This is a genomic window from Actinoplanes sp. OR16, assembly GCF_004001265.1.
Lineage (GTDB): Bacteria > Actinomycetota > Actinomycetes > Mycobacteriales > Micromonosporaceae > Actinoplanes.
The window spans coordinates 2,700,336-2,716,146 of sequence record NZ_AP019371.1; the positions used below are offsets into that span (position 1 = coordinate 2,700,336).

Below are 15,811 nucleotides of genomic sequence, written 5' to 3' on the forward strand. Positions count from 1 at the left end.
GGATTCGCCATTTCCAGGGGCGCGAAAGAATGCCAAGGCGAGTTCATTTTCAGTTAAGCCGAGATTGGTCGCGACGTCCGGTCTGCTGCGGGATCGTAGGACTCCTCTAACCACCCCCCTTTGGAGTCATACCGTGAGTGAGCTGCAGAGACTACGCGACGCGTTCCGTACCGCGCTCGATCTTCCGGCGGACGCGCCCGTGGACGACCTGCGCTACCAGGACAACGAGAAGTGGGATTCGCTCGCTCACATGTCGTTGGTCGCGGCAATCGAAGATGAATTCTCGGTAATGATCGACACGGATGATGTCATCGGTATGTCCAGTTTCGGCGAGGCCGTGCGAATCCTTGGTAAATACGGGGTGGACGTCAAGTGAGTGTCGCCCTGGTCACCGGGGCGTCGCGCGGGATCGGGCGGGCCACCGCGCACCGCCTGGCCGAGCAGGGTTACGACCTGGTCCTGCACGGGCACGGCGAGGCGGGCGTGACCGAGGCCGCCGAGTCACTGGCCGCGAAGTTCGGCGTCACCGCTGTTGCCGCAGCCGGTGACATCGCCGACCCGCAGACCAGCAAGGCCCTGGTACGCGTCGCGTTCGAGACCTTCAAACGTCTCGATGCGCTCGTGATCAACGCCGGCACACATGCGGCCGGGATGCTCGGGATGACCGCCGACGCCACGATCGAACGGCTCTTCGCGGTGAACGCGGCGGGTGCGGCGTACACGTTGCAGAACGCGGTCCGCCTGCTCGCGCGCGCGCCGCAGGCGTCGGTCGTGCTGACCGCCTCGATCACCGGCACGCACGGCGTGGCCGGTCAGGCCGTCTACGCCGCGTCGAAGGCGGCGGTGGTCGGGCTGACCAAGTCGGCCGCCAAGGAGCTCGGCGCCCGCGGCATCCGGGTCAACGCGGTGGCGCCCGGCTTCATCGCCACCGACATGCTCGACACGCTCGACGAGGAAGGACGCGCCGACCGGGTCGCCGCCACCGCGCTCGGCCGGCTCGGCGCCGCCGAGGACGTCGCCGACGTGATCGCCTTCCTCGTCTCCGACCAGGCCCGCTTCGTCACCGGTCAGGTGATCGGAGTGGACGGGGGACTGACGCTGTGAATCTGCTGCACCCGGACGCCCGCGTCATCGACGCTGCCACCGGTGAGACGTTGACGCCCGAGCTGATCTCCTCCTTCGAAGCGGAGCTCGCCGGTGAGCGGCTGGTCTTCCTGCCGATGCCGACGACGGTGCCGGCCATCGCGAAGTACCTCGCGGCGCTGCGGACCGGCACACCCGTCGTGCTGCTCGACCCGGACGCCGACCACACCGAGCTGATCCGGCGGTACGCGACCGACGAGGTGCACCCGGACCTGGCGCTGCTGCTCACCACGAGCGGTTCCACCGGCAGCCCGAAGCTGGTCCGGCTCTCCCGCTCGGCGGTGTTCGCCAACGCCGGCCAGGTGGCCGAGTCGCTCGGCATCACCGGCGACGACGTGGCGGTCACGACGTTGCCGCTCTTCTACTCGTACGGCCTGTCCGTGCTGCACTCGCACCTGCTCAAGGGCGCGACGGTGGTGCTGGAACGCACCGGCATCATGCAGCGGGACTTCTGGTCGGCAGTGGACGAGCACGGGGTGACGTCGATGGCGTTGGTCCCCTACCAGTTCGAGATGCTGCGGCGACTGCGTTTCGATCCGGCGAAGCATCCGTCACTCCGCACGATCACGCAGGCCGGCGGCAGGCTCCGAGCGGAACTGATCACCGAGTTCTCGCAGAAGATGGTCGCCGCGGGCGGCCGGTTCTTCGTGATGTACGGGCAGACCGAGGCGGCGCCCCGGATGGCCACGCTCCCGCCCGACCGGCTCGCCGGGAAGCTCGGATCGGTCGGCGTCGCGATGCCCGGCGCGACCTTCGCGATCGAGGACGACGAGGTCGTCTACCGCGGGCCCAACGTGATGATGGGGTACGCCGAGAACGGCGCCGACCTGGCCCGCGGCGACGAGCTGGGCGGCGTGCTGCGCACCGGCGACCTGGGCCGGCTCGACGAGGAGGGCTTCCTCTTCATCACCGGGCGGATCAAGCGGATGGCGAAGGTGTTCGGCGCCCGGATCAACCTGGACGACGTCGAGCGCAACTTCCCGGTGGCCGCGGTGGCCGGCGATGACAAGCTGATCGTCTTCGCCGAGGGGCTCCCGGCCGACGAGGCCCGCGCGCTGCGCACCAAGGTCGCCGAGTGGCTCGGCACCCACTTCACCGGGGTGGACGTCCGCTCGATCGCGGCGCTGCCCCTGCTCGCCAACGGCAAGACCGACTACCGGGCGCTGGAGGCGTCGTTGTGAGTGTCTTCACTCTCCCGCAGGCCGTCAAAGAGGAAGTCCTGCTCAAGGAACTCTCCGACCTGACCTTCTTTCATCGCGATCGCAGCGAGCCCTATGCGCGGATCTTGGAGGCTTCGGGATTCGAGTCGGCCGCGACGATCGCCGATCTGCCCTATCTGCCGGTTCGGCTCTTCAAGAATCTGGAACTCAAGAGCATCCCGGACGACGAGGTGTTCAAGGTCCTGACGTCGAGCGGGACCACCGGTGAGGTCAGCCGGATCTATCTGGACAAGGCGGCCGCCGCCGAGCAGCAACGACGGCTGGCCGCCACGGTCCAGACCGTCCTCGGCCCCAAGCGCCTGCCGATGCTGCTCGTCGACACGAAGGCGATGCTCAAGGACCGCCGTTCGTTCAGCGCCCGCGGCGCCGGCGTGCTCGGCATGTCCACTTTCGGTCGCGAGCACGTCTGGGCTCTGGACAACGACGGTGTCGTGGACCTGGAGGCCATCCGTGGTTTCCTCGCGAAGCACGGCGACCAGCCCTTCCTGATCTTCGGGTTCACCTTCCTGGTCTGGCTTCACCTGTACGAGGTGGGGCTGGAGCACGGACTCGATCTCAGCAACGGGATCCTGATCCACTCCGGGGGCTGGAAGAAGCTGGTCGACCAGGCGGTGTCCCCGTCCGCTTTCCGGGAGGCGCTTGCCGGCGTCGGCTTGACGAACGTCCACAACTACTACGGGATGGTCGAGCAGATCGGCACGATCTTCCTGGAGGGCCCGTCGGGCGGTTCTCTCTACTGCCCGGACTTCGCGGATGTGGTGGTCCGTGACCCGGAGACCTGGGCCGAGCTGCCACCGGGCAGACCGGGTCTGCTGGAGGTGATCAGCACGCTGCCCACCTCGTACCCCGGGCATGTGCTCTTGACCGAGGACCTCGGCGTGGTGCACGGCATCGACGACGGGGACTGGCCCGGCAAGCGCTTCTCGGTCCTGGGCCGGCTGCCGCGTGCCGAGGCGCGGGGATGTTCGGACACGTATCGGAGTGCGGCATGAGCGTCACGTTCAGATTCGGCGCGTCCGGCGATCTCACCGCCGCGTCGGAGGACCGGCTGACCGTCGGTGACCCGCGGGTGGTCGACTTCCTGGCCAAGCTGGCCCGCAAGCTGCTGGCCCCGGCGGTCGCCCGCAAGCACCCTGAGCTGGGCTCGCTCGGCTACTTCCTGCGCCCGGCCGAGCTGAGCCGGGCCGTCTCGCGCATGCGCCGGGACGACGCGCTGGTCTTCCCGCGAGGGAACGTATTCCACCTGCCACCCGCCAATGTGGACACCATCTTCGTCTACTCCTGGGCGCTGTCGGCGCTGGCCGGCAACCACAACGTGGTCCGGATCTCGTCGCGGTCGGCAGGGGCGGCCGAGGTGATCATCGAGGCGCTCAACGCCGTCGCCGCCGAGGCCGACCCGATCATCGCGCGGACCCAGCGGATGGTCACCTACGGCCGGGACGACGTGATCACCGGCGCCCTGAGCAAGTGGGCCGACCTGCGGGTGATCTGGGGTGGCGACGCCGCCGTGGACACCATCCGCAAACTGCCGCTGCGGCCGTCCGCGCGCGACCTGACCTTCCCGGACCGGACCTCGTGGGCGGTGCTCTCCACCGCCGGCTGGCGGGCCGCCGACCCGGCCACCCGCCGGAACGCGGTGGTCGGCTTCGCCAACGACGCGTACTGGTTCGACCAGGCCGCCTGCTCATCGCCGCGGACCGTGTTCCTGGTCGGCGACGGCGGCGACGGCGTGCGGGCCGAGTTCCTCGCGCTGCTGCTCGACGTCGTCGACGCGCGTGGCTGGGTGGTCGATCCGGCGATGGCGGTGGAGAAGCGGGTCAACGCCTACGAACTGGCCGCCATCGGCGCCGCCCGTGAGGTGGACTTCCCGGACAACCGGATCACCGCGCTCACCCTGACCGGAACCGGGACCGCACCGCGCCGCTGGATCGGCGCCGGCGCGGTCCCGTTCGCCGAGACCGCAACGCTGCTCGACCTGGTCCCGGCGATGAACCGGCAGGACCAGACGGTCAGCCACTTCGGCTTCACCCCGGCCGAGCTGCAGGCGTTCGCCACCGAGCTGGGCGGCCGCGGGGTGGACCGGATCGTGCCGTTCGGATCGGCGCTGACCTTCGGCGCGATCTGGGACGGGTACGACCTGCCCAGTGAGTTCACCCGGTTGACGGTGCTGCAGTCCTGATGACGACGGTCCTCGAAACGCCCGCGCCGGCCGCTCCGGCGCCGGTCCGCCACTCCCGCCGGCTCTGGGCCGCGGTGCCCTGGCTGCTACCGGCGATCTCCGCGTACTGGGTGCTGCACTACTACGACACGCCCGACAAGCAGATCGCGCTCTACGCGGTCTACCTGCTGCTCGCCGTCGTCGTGCCGGGCACGCTGGTGTTCCGGGCGGCGTTCGGCAGCCGCGGCAACCTGCCCGAGGACCTCGGTCTCGGCGCGGCGACCGGCCTCCTCGTGCTGCTCGCGGGCTGGGCACTGGCCGCCGCCACCGGGCTCCAGCATCTGCTGATCGGCTGGCCCGCGCTGGTCATGGCGCTCTTCGCGGCCGTGCCGGGACTGCGGCGCCACTGGCGTACCGGTCCGGGTGAGCCGCTGCCGATCGGCTGGTCGGCGGCGATGGCCGTGGTGCTCTTCATGGTGACGATCTGGGGCGCGACGGTCTTCCGTACCGTGCCGCTCCCGCCGCACACCGCGGAGCTCTATCCGGACCTCTACTACCACCTCGCGCTCGTGCACGAGATGACCCGCTCGATGCCGTTCCAGGTGCCGCAGCTGGCCGGCGAGACGCTGAAGTACCACTACCTGTCGGACGCCGACATCGCCACCGCCAGCATGATCACCGGCATCGACGCCCACGTGGTGTTCCTCCGGCTCTGGGTGATGCCGGTCGCGGCGATCGCCGTGCTGGTCTTCGCGGCGCTGGCCCGCAGCGTGAGCGGACGCTGGTGGGCCGCGCCGATCGCCGCGACCGTCGGTTTCGTCGGCCAGTCGGTGACCGTCGGCAGCATCGCCAGCCCGCCCGGCATCGGCCTTCCGATCACCCTGCTCAGCCCGTCGCAGACGTACGCCATGCCGTTGATCGGGATCTTCGTTCTGGTCGCCGCCGACGTGCTGCGGGGCAAGGCGCTGCGCTGGTGGGGCTGGGCGCTGCTGCCACTGCTCGCGGTCGCCTGCGCCGGCAGCAAGGCGAGCGTGCTGCCGCCGCTCGCCGCCGGTCTGCTGCTGGCCGGGGCGATCAGCCTGATCGGGAAGCGGAAGATCCCGTGGACGACGATCGCGCTGCTCGCGACCGTCGGCTTCGGCATGGTGGTCGGGCTGAAACTCTTCGCGGGCGGCGGCGCGGGGACGCTCCAGCCACAGTTCCTCGCGACGATGCGGTGGTTCCTGCCGTACCAGGACGTCATCGGCACCGCGGACGACGTGCAGTGGGGTGGCCTGGTGCAGGACGGCCTGGAATCGGCCGGAACCGCTGCCCGCTGGTTCGTGGCGTGGTCGCTGATCTGGTGGTTCCTGGTCCAGGCACCACGGCTCGTCGGTCTCGCCCTGCCGCCGAAGGTCCGCTGGTCGCGACCCCGGCAGTGGGCCGACGACCAGGTGCCGTGGCTGCTCGGCGGCATCGTGATCGCCGGCGTCCTCGGGATGTGGCTGCTCTGGCACCCGTCGGCCAGCCAGATCTACTTCTACAACGCCGTCCTGCCGGTCTGCGGCGTGCTGACCGCGTGGGCCCTCGCCGACCGGGTCCGCGGCCGGCTGGTGCCGGTCCTCGGCGCGGTCGCCGGCGGCCTGTGGGAGTTCTTCGCCCCGGCGCTGACGGTGCCCGTTTCACGGGACGCCGGTGGCTGGGCGTGGGCCATGGCGCTGCCGCTGATCCGCACCGCCGCGCTGGTCGCGGTGATCTCCCTGATCGCCGTGCTGATCTGGCGCAAGCGGGCGGCCCGAGCCCTGAGCACCGCGCTGATCGCGGCGATCGCGGCGGCCGGCACGGTCAGCGCGGTGACGCGGACCGTCGAATCCCTCGGCGACCCGCCGGCCATCAAGGTGCGGAACCACGTGGCGGTCACCGCGGCCGAGATGAAGGCGGCGCTCTGGCTGGAGGCGAACGTCGGCAAGGACGACTTGGTCGCGACGAACGTGCACTGCATGCCGATGTCGGCGCAGCAGTGCAACGCCCGGGCGTTCTGGGTGGCCGGGTTGGGCGGGCACCGCACCCTCGTGGAGAGCTGGGCCTACACCGACCGGACGGTCGCGGCGAACGGCGTGAACGATCTGAAGTACTTCTTCCAGCCCGCGCCCGACCCTGCGGTCTTCGCCCTCAACCAGCGGGTCTTCGAGAAGGGTCTTGCGGCAGACGTGCAAGAGCTGCGTTCCTCGTACGGCGTACGGTGGCTGTTCGCCGACACCGCGGCCGGGAAGGTGGCGAACGCCCCGTTGAAGGCGGCCGGTGCCGTCGTCGTCCACCAGATCGGCACGGTGGTGATCTACCGGCTGTATTGATGATGCCTGTTCGCGACCTACGCTGAGCATCGCCCTGCGCGAGTTGGCGACGGAAGTCTCCACCGTCGCGAACAAGCATCATGGGTGGGGTTATCCCTACCCTCAATCGGGCGGCACGCAGGATCGGATCGGGGGGCACCGGTGAATAACGTCGATGGCATGACAACGACCTACGCCGGCGCCACCGCCGCACCCGCGCCCGCTCGGCGGTATCTGCGCCAGCTGGGTATCGACACGCAGTACGTCCTGCTGGGCTTCCCGCTCGGCCTGATCACCCTCGTCCTCTTCATCACCGGATTCGCCGTCGGGATCGGCACCGCGATCATCTGGATCGGTCTGCCGATCCTGGTCGGCACGCTGCTGATGTCCCGCGGCTTCGCGGTGGTCGAGCGGGCCCGGATCGGCCCGGTTCTGAACCGTCAGGTGACCCACCCGGTCTACCGCTCCTCGCGGACCAGCGGGTTCTGGCGCCGGTCGGTCGCGCCGCTCGCCGACGGCCAGGCCTGGCTCGACATGGTGCACGGCATCTTCCGGTTCATCCCCAGCACGCTCGGGTTCGTCTTCGTCATCACGTGGTGGGCGGTCGCGATCGGCGGCCTCACCTATCCGCTCTGGGACTGGAGCCTGCCGCACCCGCCGGCCAACAACGAGCTGCCCGAGCTGCTCGGATTCCAGGACAACGCCGGCACCCGGATCCTGTTCTACCTGATCATCGGCGCGTTCTTCGCGGCGACGCTCTACCCGGTGGTCCGCGCTGCCGCGCTGCTCGAGGCGGCCTTCGGATACAGCCTGCTCAACGGCGTCGACCGGCTCCGCCGAGAGGTCGCCGAGGCGAACGAGGCACGTGACGTGGCACAGCAGCAGCGGGCTGCCGCCGTCTCCGCCGAAGCGGTCGCCCTGCGCAAGCTGGAACGCGACATCCACGACGGCCCGCAGCAGCGGCTGGTCCGCCTCGCCATGGACCTGGGCCGGGCCGAGCAGCAGTTCACCACCGACCCGGACGCGGCCCGCGCCACCGTCGCCGAGGCGCTCAGCCAGACCCGGGAGACCCTCGACGAGCTGCGCGCCCTGTCCCGGGGCATCGCCCCGCCGATCCTGGTCGACAGGGGACTGCGGGCGGCGCTCACCGCCCTGGCCGGTCGCTGCACGGTTCCGGTGGACCTGGACGCGCCGCCGCTCGAACGGCTCGACCCGGCGATCGAGTCGACCGCGTACTTCGTGGTCGCCGAGGCGCTCACCAACGTGGCGAAGCACAGTCACGCCAGCGAGGTCCAGATCAGCGTGCAGCGCGATGCGACCGGGCTGCTGGTGACCGTGGCGGACGACGGAGTGGGCGGCGCCAGCCTGGCGAAGGGGCACGGTCTCGCCGGATTGGACGACCGGGTCCGGGCGGCCGGCGGCGTACTGTCGGTGATCAGCGCCGACGGTGAGGGGACGCGGCTCACGGCGGCGCTCCCGATCTGACAGCATGGCCGCATGCGTGTGGTTATCGCCGACGATGCGGTCCTGCTCAGAGAAGGCCTGGTGCGGCTCATCGAGGAGAACGGCCACACCGTGGTGGCGGCCGTCGGCGACGGGCCGTCCCTCGTCGAAGCAGTGAAGGAACACCGTCCGGACGTCTCGATCGTGGACGTCCGGATGCCGCCGTCACACACCGATGAGGGCCTCCGCGCCGCAGTGGAGGCCCGTTCCGCTGTTCCGGGCAGCCCGATCCTGGTGCTGTCCCAGTACGTCGAGGTCTCGTACGCCGACGATCTCCTGGCCGACCGCCGCGGGGCGGTCGGCTATCTGCTCAAGGACCGGGTGTCACTGGTCGCCGACTTCCTGGACGCGCTGTCCCGGGTCGCCGATGGCGGCACCGTGCTCGACCCCGAGGTGGTCGGCCAGCTGCTGGTCCGGCGCCGGCGTGACGATCCGCTGCGCAGCCTGACCCCGCGCGAGCGTGAGGTGCTCAGCGCGATGGCCGAGGGGCTGTCGAACACGGCGATCGCCCGCAAGATGGTGGTCACCGACGGCGCCGTGGAGAAGCACGTCCGCAACATCTTCACGAAGCTCGGCCTCCACCAGGACGAAGAGCAGCACCGGCGGGTGCTGGCGGTCCTGACCTACCTCCAGACGTAGGGCTAGCACTACCTTCGGAAGGGGTGTCCGCCGGATCGATTGCCGCCTCTCCCCTGAATAGCGTCTTCCCCATGGAGAACAGGGAAAACGTCAGAGGTATCGCGGCGCGGACCGCGATGTGGAGCGCCCGCCATCGGGTGCTCGCGATCCTCGGCTGGATCGCATTCGTCGCGGCCACGGTGGTGCTCAGCTCCCAGGTCGCGACCGTCGAAGCCAACTACGCTCTCGCCGGTCACGGTGATTCCGGGAAAGCCGACAAGATCGTCGAGGAGGCCGGCTTCCCGGCACAGCCGGCCGGCGAGATGGTCCTGATCCAGAACCGCGACGGCAGCGACCGGGTGACCGCTGCGGAGGAGGTCACCCTCGCGCTGTCGTCGGTCCCCGAGGTCGGCGAGGTGCAGAAGCCGATCGAGTCGCCGGACGGCCGGTCCACACTGATCACTTTCGACATCGCAGGGGACGCCGAGTCCGCCGGCGAGCGGGTCGGTCCCGCCCTCGACGCGGTCGCCGGCGTGCAGGCCGCCCACCCCGACCTCTACATCGCCGAGGCCGGCGACGCGAGCGGTGACAAACTGATCGGCGACGAGCTGGAGTCCGGGCTCACCCGCCTGTCGATGCTCTCGATCCCGGTCACCCTCGGCATCCTGCTGATCGCCTTCGGCGCCGTGGTCGCCGCGCTGCTCCCGGTCGCCCTGGCGATCATGTCGGTGGTCGCCGCGATCGGTCTCATGGCCTTCGCCAGCCGGTTCGCCCCCGTCGTCGACGAGACCACGCACGTGATGCTGCTGATCGGTCTCGCGGTCGGCGTCGACTACTGCCTGTTCTACATCCGCCGCGAACGCGACGAGCGCCGCAAGGGCGCCGATCCGCACCGCGCCCTCGTCATCGCCGCGCAGACCTCGGGACGGTCGATCTGGGTCTCCGGGCTCACCGTGATCGTCGCGATGGCCGGCATGTTCTTCACCCAGGACGTCACGTTCGTCAGCTTCGCCACCGGCACGATCCTCGTCGTCGCCACCGCCGTGCTCGGCTCGCTCACGGTGCTGCCCGCCCTGCTGTCGGCGCTCGGTGACCGGGTCGACGCCATCAAGATCCCGGGCCTCTACCGGCGGAACAGCCAGGGGCGCTTCTGGAACCGGCTGCTCGACATCGTGCTGGCCAAGCCCCTGATCTCCGCCGTCGTCGCCGTCGCGGCGCTCGCCGCCATCGCCTCGCCCGCCCTCGACATGAAGACCAAGGGACAGCGGATCCAGGACGTGGCGCACGACTCGCCGGTGGTGGTCGCGTTCCTGGCGATCGGGGAGGCGTTCCCGTCCAAGACGACGCCGGCGCGGATCGTGGTCGCCGCCGACTCGGTGAAGACGCCGGAGTTCGAGGCCGCGCTGGACGAGTTCCGCAGTGCCGCCCAGAACAGCGGCGGCAAGCTGGTCGAGCCGATCGACGTCGACATCAACCCGGCCGGCGACGTCGCCGTCGTCGCGGTCGGCCTCACCGGCAAGGAGGAGGACCCGGCCTCGATCGCGGCCATGCAGTTGCTGCGCACCGACGTCGTCCCGGACACCTTCGGGCAGCTGCCCGGCGCGACCGCCCTGGTCACCGGCAACACGGCGTCGAGCGTCGACTACAACGAGCGGCTCGAGGAAAGCCTGCCCTGGGTCTTCACCTTCGTCCTGGGCCTGGCGTTCATCCTGCTCCTGGTCTCGTTCCGGTCCGTCGTCGTGGCGATCACCGGTGTGCTGCTCAACCTGCTCTCGGTGGCGGCCTGCTACGGCATGCTGGTCTTCGTCTTCCAGGACGGCCACTTCGAGAAGCAGCTCGACTTCGTCGCGGCAGGCGCCATCACCAACTGGATGCCACTCTTCCTCTTCGTGATCCTCTTCGGACTGTCGATGGACTACCACGTCTTCGTGGTCTCCCGGATCCGCGAGGGCGCCGACCGCGGCCTCCCGATCCGCGAGGCCGTCCGCGAAGGCATCGGCCAGACCGCCGGCGTGATCACCAGCGCGGCCGTGGTGATGGTCGCCGTCTTCGCCCTCTTCGCCACCCTGCCCCTGGTCGCCACGAAGGAACTCGGTGTCGGACTGGCCGCCGCCGTCCTCCTCGACGCCACCATCATCCGGGCAGTGCTCCTCCCGGCCGTGATGACCCTGCTGGGCCGCGCGAACTGGTGGCTGCCGCGAAGCCTGCGCTGGCTCCCCGAGGTGGCCCACGAGCCGCCCGCCGAGCCCGCGCCCCAGCCGGCCCGAGAGCTGACGCCGGTGGCCTGACCAGCCCGTCCGCACCGATGTGCCCCCGTTGCCAGGCAACGGGGGCACACCCGTGTCTCCGCCGGCCCGCGAGCCGAACCGCGGCTTCGGAAAGGATCCGGGGGGTGGGTGTCGGCCGGGGCGCGGGTCACGAGTGGTCAGTGCGCCCAGCCATGCGATCGTTCAGGTGCCGGCCCGCGATCGGTTCGGTTGCCGGCCCGCGATCGGTTCGGTTGTCGGCCTGCGAGGGTCGGTGCTGTTGCGATCGGAAGAATCGGCAGCGAGCGGCTCGATAGCGGGGGAGAAGCCATCCCGCGCAGCAAAATCCTCCAAGATCCGAGTGGCGGCGAGGTCTCCAAGATCTGCGGGGCGGCGAGGTCTCCAAGGTCTGCGGGGCTGCGCGGTCCAGGGCTCGCACGGTGGTGGCCGGCTGTGACTCATTGCTGTCGGAGGTATCGGAGACCACCGCGGCGGACGAGCGGCCTCCGCGGCGGGCGAGTGATCACTGTGCTGGGCGCGTGGCTGTGACTCATGGCTGTTGCGGATGCCCTGGGACAGCCATGAGTCACAGCTGCGGATGGCTGGCTGTGGCTCATGGCTGTATCGAGTCGACTTCGGCAGCCATGAGTCACAGCCACAATCGGCTTCGGCTGCACTCTCGCGCCGGGAGCTGATTCCGGTGGTGGCCGGCCGCGGCTTTTGCGTCGGGACGGTTTGGGGCGGCGCGCTGTGATGGAGGTCAGTCCTCGGCCGGGAGTTTCGCTTTCTGGGATTTGCGCCAGCGACGGGCTGCTGCCGCGGCTGCCTTGCGCTGGCGGCGGCGGGAGCGGGCGGCTCGGAGGTCGCGGCTGATCAGGCGGTAGGCGGTTCGGGAGACGGTGAGGAAGCGGCCCGGCCAGGAGGCGCGGTAGATCTGGATCTCCCAGTCCATCTTGCTGAGCCAGCGGTCGCGGGAGGCGATGATGTCCTCGGTCCACTCCATCATGTGCAGGAGGTGGCTGGTCTGGTACCGCTGGCGCCAGAGGGCCTCGGTGAGCTCGCGGTAGCCGACCACGTCGACCGGGACGGTACCGGGCTGGACGGCGAGCAGGTTGAGTTTGTGGTCGTGCTGCTCGGCGGGGCGCAGGCCCAGTTCCGCTGAGTCGATCGCCACCTGGAGGTCGACGGCGGCGCGGAGTTCGGGTTCGGTCATGCCGCGGCCGGCCATGCCGAGCAGGATCGTGGTGAGGTCCATGGCGCTGGACGTGATCGGCCACGGGTGCGGGCGGGCGCCGGTGATGAGACGGACCGCGAACTGCCAGAGGGAGCGGACCACCGCGGTGTCCACCGGAACCGGGTCGATCGGTTCCCAGCGGACCGCGAGGACGACCGGCCCGTCCCGGGTGATCAGCACGTCGGAGACGTCGGCGACCGCTACCGGGCCGGACAGCATGCCGTCGCGGGCCTGGTCGCGGACCCAGCTGTCGAACTGGATCACTTCCTGGCGGAGGCGGCGCACGTCGCTGGTGGCGCAGAGTTCCAGCAGGCGGTCTTCGAGCAGGTAGCCGTCGGCAGCCGCTACGGACGGCACTCCGGTGCGGCGCAGACCGGCCCGTTCGAGCGGCTCCGAGACCGGCACGAGCAGTTCCGGCGAGCCGGAGACGTCGACACCGTAGGTGAACGTGCCATGGACATCACCGACGATCACGTCATGGGGCATAAATCGTGGTTTGTCCGAACCCGCGATCACCAGCCAGCCACCAGCGACCGCATCCTCGGCTCCGGCTCGCAACGCGCGACCTGCGAGGCGACGAGGATCGCTGAGAACAGGGCGGCCCCGGTAGGCGGCAGTGAACGCCTGAGCGACAACCGACCCGAGCCACGGCCTCAACGGCGACGCGACATCACCGAGGACCTTCTCGCTCAGCAGCACAGCGGGTGCGGCGGGATCCGGGAACGCGGCGAAGGAGATGTCCGCGACCAGCCCGGCCGAGGCGATCCGGTCGACCAGCGCGGCCCGGGACGCGGGCCGGGCCGAGTCCTCCGGGTACCAGCTGGCGTCCGTGCCATGCCGGCCCTCCGGACCGAGTCGAACGGTGTGGTGCACGCCGAAGTGGTTGTCGTGCATGAGCAGCAGCGTGCCTTCGGCGTTCACCGCCAGCGACAGCCGGTCGATCATCGCGCCGACCGGCATCTGGTCGCCCTCGGCCGAGTTCAGCCTGGTGACGCCGTCGGCCGCGAGCACCAGGTCGTACTGGTCCGGCGCGAGTTTGCCGAGCGTGCCGGTGAGCACGGTGACGGCGGGGTGGGCGGCGGCACATTCCTCGGCGTCGGTGAGCGAGCGCAGCAGCCAGGTGACCGTCGCGCCGGCGTCGACCAGTACGCCGATCAGCTCGTCCGAGTGCGGGCCGGCGACCAGGACGGTGCGGCCCGGGCCGCCCTTCTCGGGTGCGGCCAGCGAACCGAACAGGTAGCGCAGCAGCCCGCCCGAGGGGAGTGCCGGGCTGCGCTGCGGATCCCGGTCGGTCCAGGAGAACATCTCGCCGCCGATGCGGTGCAGATTCTCCAGCGGCGGCGCGGCGACGACCTCGGCCAGGTCTGCCGACTCGGCGGGGACGAGGGCTACCGGACGATCCGGCATCACGCGTGCCTTTCCGTGGCGCGGGGACGCCACTTGATGTCAGCGAGCACGGTGTCGTCGCCTCGCCATTCGTCGTCGGTGAAATCCCGCCAGCCGAGCAGGCCGCGGAGTTCGGCCGGGGTGGCCAGTTCGTCGGCGCCCAGCTGCTCGCGGGCGAGCCGGTGAACGGCCTGGTAGTCGGTCTCGACGCCATACACCTCGGCCCACTGCCGGTGCAGCCGGGGCTCGCCGCCGAACGTGGTGTCCGCGTTGTCGAGCACCATCGGGTCGCCGTAGACGGCCACCTCGCGACCGGCGAGCGCGCCGTACCAGATGGCGCTGCACAGCCGGTTCGAGATGACCCGCTTGTGCCGGCGGATCTCGGCGAGCTGGCCGTACAGGAACTCCCGGTTGTGGTCGCGCCACCAGAAGCCCCGGTATCCGTGGCAGACGACCCGGAAGCCGGCCTTCTGGTAGAGACGGCGGACCGAGCGCATCTTGTACTCGTTCCAGTACAGGCATGCGGTGATCGGGCCGGTCTCGGTGGCCTTCACCTCGTCGATGAGCTTCTGGTGGTCACCGATGATCTGCTGCCCCTCCCAGCCGTGGAAGGGGTAGAAGATCGTGCCCTCGGCCTCGGTGTCCGGAGACTCGGGTTCCATCTCCAGCAGGTAGGCGAAGGGCGCGCCGACGACGACCACGTCGCGCCGGCCCTGTGACCAGGAACGGCGGCGGGTCTCCTCGGACCAGACCAGCAGGCGGCTGCCGCTCACGTACGGCGTGCCCGGAGCCAGTCCGTCACCGATGTTCCAGCCGTGCTGGAGGTAGCCCTGGATTCGTGGCGGATGCAACGGATCGGGGATCTGGCAATAGCGGGCCAGGATGTGCGCGTGCCCGTAGTGATAATTGGCGTGATGCATTCCTTTTTCCGTCCCCCGTACGTTGCCGGTCCATTGCCACGGCGCCTCGGACGAGCGATGGTCGATCAACGTGCGAAGCCGCACGCTACCAGGAACAAAGCTGCCCGATTCATCGCATTTGACGATTGAATAGGCCTGGTTTCGGGTGATTTCCCGCCACCGTTCACGCCCCTGTGGGTCTCAGTCGGCCGGCTGGACACCGTCGGCACACCGGCTCGACGTCCAGAATTCAAATGAACGGTGACGGTGTGGCCCGCCGCGTGCCTCTTCAAGATCGTCGCCTACAGTGGACACTCGTAGGCGCGGCTCACCGCCGCGCTCGCATACCGGCCGGGGTGGACGCCGCCACGTCCCCCCGGCCGCCTGCGATAACGTCATCAGCGATGGATCTTGACGAGATCGCGGTGGTCGCGGCCGGGGGCGTGATCGGAGCCCTGGTCCGGTACGGCATGTCCACCGCTGGGTCCGGTTCGCCGCTGATCACCGTGGCGATCAACGTGTCCGGGTGTTTCCTCATCGGCGTCCTTTATACGGTCATAGACCGGAAAACGGCCCGGTTGTTCCTCGGAACCGGGCTGCTCGGCGGCTACACGACGTTCTCCACCGCATCGGTCGACGGCCTGCCCTACATGGCGGCGACCCTGATCGGCGCGATCCTGGCCGTCTGGGCCGGCAGTTCGCTGGCCGCGGCGGTGAAGAGATGACGGTGCTGATGGTCGCCCTCGGCGCCGCCCTCGGTGCACCCCTGCGCTTCGCGGTGGACCGCTGGATCGGCTCGCCGTGGGGCACGCTCACGGTCAACGTGGTCGGTTCGCTGCTGCTCGGCCTCATCCTCGGCGCACCCCTGTCACCGACGCTCACGGCGCTGCTCGGGACCGGGTTCTGCGGCGCGCTGACGACATATTCGACGTTCAGCTGGGAGACGCTGTCGATGGCCCGGCGCGGCGAGAGGGCTGCCGCTTTCGGCTACGTCGCGGCCAGCGTCTCGCTCGGCCTGGGTGCCGCGTGGATCGGTTCGTTCATAGCGCATCTGTACGCCTGAACGACCGCCACCGACCGCACCGACCACGT

13 protein-coding genes are annotated in these 15,811 nt (G+C 69.8%); 11 read left to right on the forward strand and 2 right to left on the reverse strand.

Features of this window, described 5'->3' with window-relative positions; translation table 11 throughout:
- The first annotated feature begins 133 nt into the window (after positions 1-133).
- From EP757_RS12520 to EP757_RS12560, 9 genes are all read left to right on the forward strand, one after another.
- Positions 134-376, forward strand: coding sequence for an acyl carrier protein (locus EP757_RS12520; protein WP_127545297.1), 243 nt, complete (start codon positions 134-136; stop codon positions 374-376).
- A complete protein-coding gene (locus EP757_RS12525) occupies positions 373-1,104 on the forward strand; it encodes an SDR family NAD(P)-dependent oxidoreductase (RefSeq protein WP_127545299.1) in 732 nt (243 codons plus the stop codon). Before EP757_RS12520 ends, EP757_RS12525 begins: the two co-directional genes overlap by 4 nt.
- Positions 1,101-2,324 carry an AMP-binding protein gene (locus EP757_RS12530; RefSeq protein WP_127545302.1) on the forward strand — a complete coding sequence of 408 codons (1,224 nt, stop codon included), beginning with the start codon at positions 1,101-1,103 and terminating at the stop codon, positions 2,322-2,324. Before EP757_RS12525 ends, EP757_RS12530 begins: the two co-directional genes overlap by 4 nt.
- Complete coding sequence (locus EP757_RS12535; RefSeq protein ID WP_127545305.1) at positions 2,321-3,355, forward strand: acyl-protein synthetase; 1,035 nt, start codon at positions 2,321-2,323, stop codon at positions 3,353-3,355. The genes EP757_RS12530 and EP757_RS12535 overlap by 4 nt, the downstream gene beginning before the upstream one ends.
- A complete protein-coding gene (locus EP757_RS12540) occupies positions 3,352-4,542 on the forward strand; it encodes an acyl-CoA reductase (protein ID WP_127545308.1) in 1,191 nt (396 codons plus the stop codon). Before EP757_RS12535 ends, EP757_RS12540 begins: the two co-directional genes overlap by 4 nt.
- Positions 4,542-6,854, forward strand: a complete 2,313-nt coding sequence (locus tag EP757_RS12545) for a hypothetical protein (protein WP_127545311.1) — start codon at positions 4,542-4,544, stop codon at positions 6,852-6,854. The genes EP757_RS12540 and EP757_RS12545 overlap by 1 nt, the downstream gene beginning before the upstream one ends.
- A gap of 159 nt (positions 6,855-7,013) precedes the next feature.
- Complete coding sequence (locus tag EP757_RS12550; protein ID WP_127545314.1) at positions 7,014-8,318, forward strand: sensor histidine kinase; 1,305 nt, start codon at positions 7,014-7,016, stop codon at positions 8,316-8,318.
- 12 nt (positions 8,319-8,330) lie between these two features.
- Complete coding sequence (locus EP757_RS12555; RefSeq protein ID WP_127545317.1) at positions 8,331-8,975, forward strand: response regulator transcription factor; 645 nt, start codon at positions 8,331-8,333, stop codon at positions 8,973-8,975.
- A 71-nt stretch (positions 8,976-9,046) separates the two neighbouring features.
- On the forward strand, positions 9,047-11,242 hold the full coding sequence (locus tag EP757_RS12560) for an MMPL family transporter (protein ID WP_127545320.1): 2,196 nt from the start codon (positions 9,047-9,049) through the stop codon (positions 11,240-11,242).
- 718 nt (positions 11,243-11,960) lie between these two features.
- Here the strand turns inward: EP757_RS12560 and EP757_RS12565 are convergent.
- Together EP757_RS12565 and EP757_RS12570 are read right to left on the reverse strand one after the other, a co-directional pair.
- Positions 11,961-13,841, reverse strand: coding sequence for a hypothetical protein (locus EP757_RS12565; protein ID WP_127545323.1), 1,881 nt, complete (start codon positions 13,839-13,841; stop codon positions 11,961-11,963).
- On the reverse strand, positions 13,841-14,740 hold the full coding sequence (locus EP757_RS12570) for a hypothetical protein (protein WP_232050478.1): 900 nt from the start codon (positions 14,738-14,740) through the stop codon (positions 13,841-13,843). The genes EP757_RS12565 and EP757_RS12570 overlap by 1 nt, the downstream gene beginning before the upstream one ends.
- 383 nt (positions 14,741-15,123) lie before the next feature.
- Here EP757_RS12570 and EP757_RS12575 point away from each other — a divergent pair, with 383 nt between their 5' ends.
- Complete coding sequence (locus EP757_RS12575; protein WP_127545326.1) at positions 15,124-15,444, forward strand: CrcB family protein; 321 nt, start codon at positions 15,124-15,126, stop codon at positions 15,442-15,444.
- Positions 15,441-15,782 (forward strand): CrcB family protein, encoded by a 342-nt coding sequence (locus EP757_RS12580; RefSeq protein ID WP_127545329.1) that lies wholly within the window; start codon positions 15,441-15,443, stop codon positions 15,780-15,782. The genes EP757_RS12575 and EP757_RS12580 overlap by 4 nt, the downstream gene beginning before the upstream one ends.
- Positions 15,783-15,811: the final 29 nt, after the last annotated feature.

Bases quoted from the DNA above. Each gene is read 5' to 3' on its own strand.
- EP757_RS12580 (WP_127545329.1), top strand. From the start codon at position 15,441: ATGACGGTGCTGATGGTCGCCCTCGGCGCCGCCCTCGGTGCACCCCTG.
- EP757_RS12540 (WP_127545308.1), top strand. From the start codon at position 3,352: ATGAGCGTCACGTTCAGATTCGGCGCGTCCGGCGATCTCACCGCCGCG.
- EP757_RS12560 (WP_127545320.1), top strand. From the start codon at position 9,047: ATGGAGAACAGGGAAAACGTCAGAGGTATCGCGGCGCGGACCGCGATG.
- EP757_RS12575 (WP_127545326.1), top strand. From the start codon at position 15,124: ATGGATCTTGACGAGATCGCGGTGGTCGCGGCCGGGGGCGTGATCGGA.
- EP757_RS12565 (WP_127545323.1), bottom strand. From the start codon at position 13,841: ATGCCGGATCGTCCGGTAGCCCTCGTCCCCGCCGAGTCGGCAGACCTG.
- EP757_RS12545 (WP_127545311.1), top strand. From the start codon at position 4,542: ATGACGACGGTCCTCGAAACGCCCGCGCCGGCCGCTCCGGCGCCGGTC.
- EP757_RS12550 (WP_127545314.1), top strand. From the start codon at position 7,014: ATGACAACGACCTACGCCGGCGCCACCGCCGCACCCGCGCCCGCTCGG.
- EP757_RS12570 (WP_232050478.1), bottom strand. From the start codon at position 14,740: ATGCATCACGCCAATTATCACTACGGGCACGCGCACATCCTGGCCCGC.
- EP757_RS12555 (WP_127545317.1), top strand. From the start codon at position 8,331: ATGCGTGTGGTTATCGCCGACGATGCGGTCCTGCTCAGAGAAGGCCTG.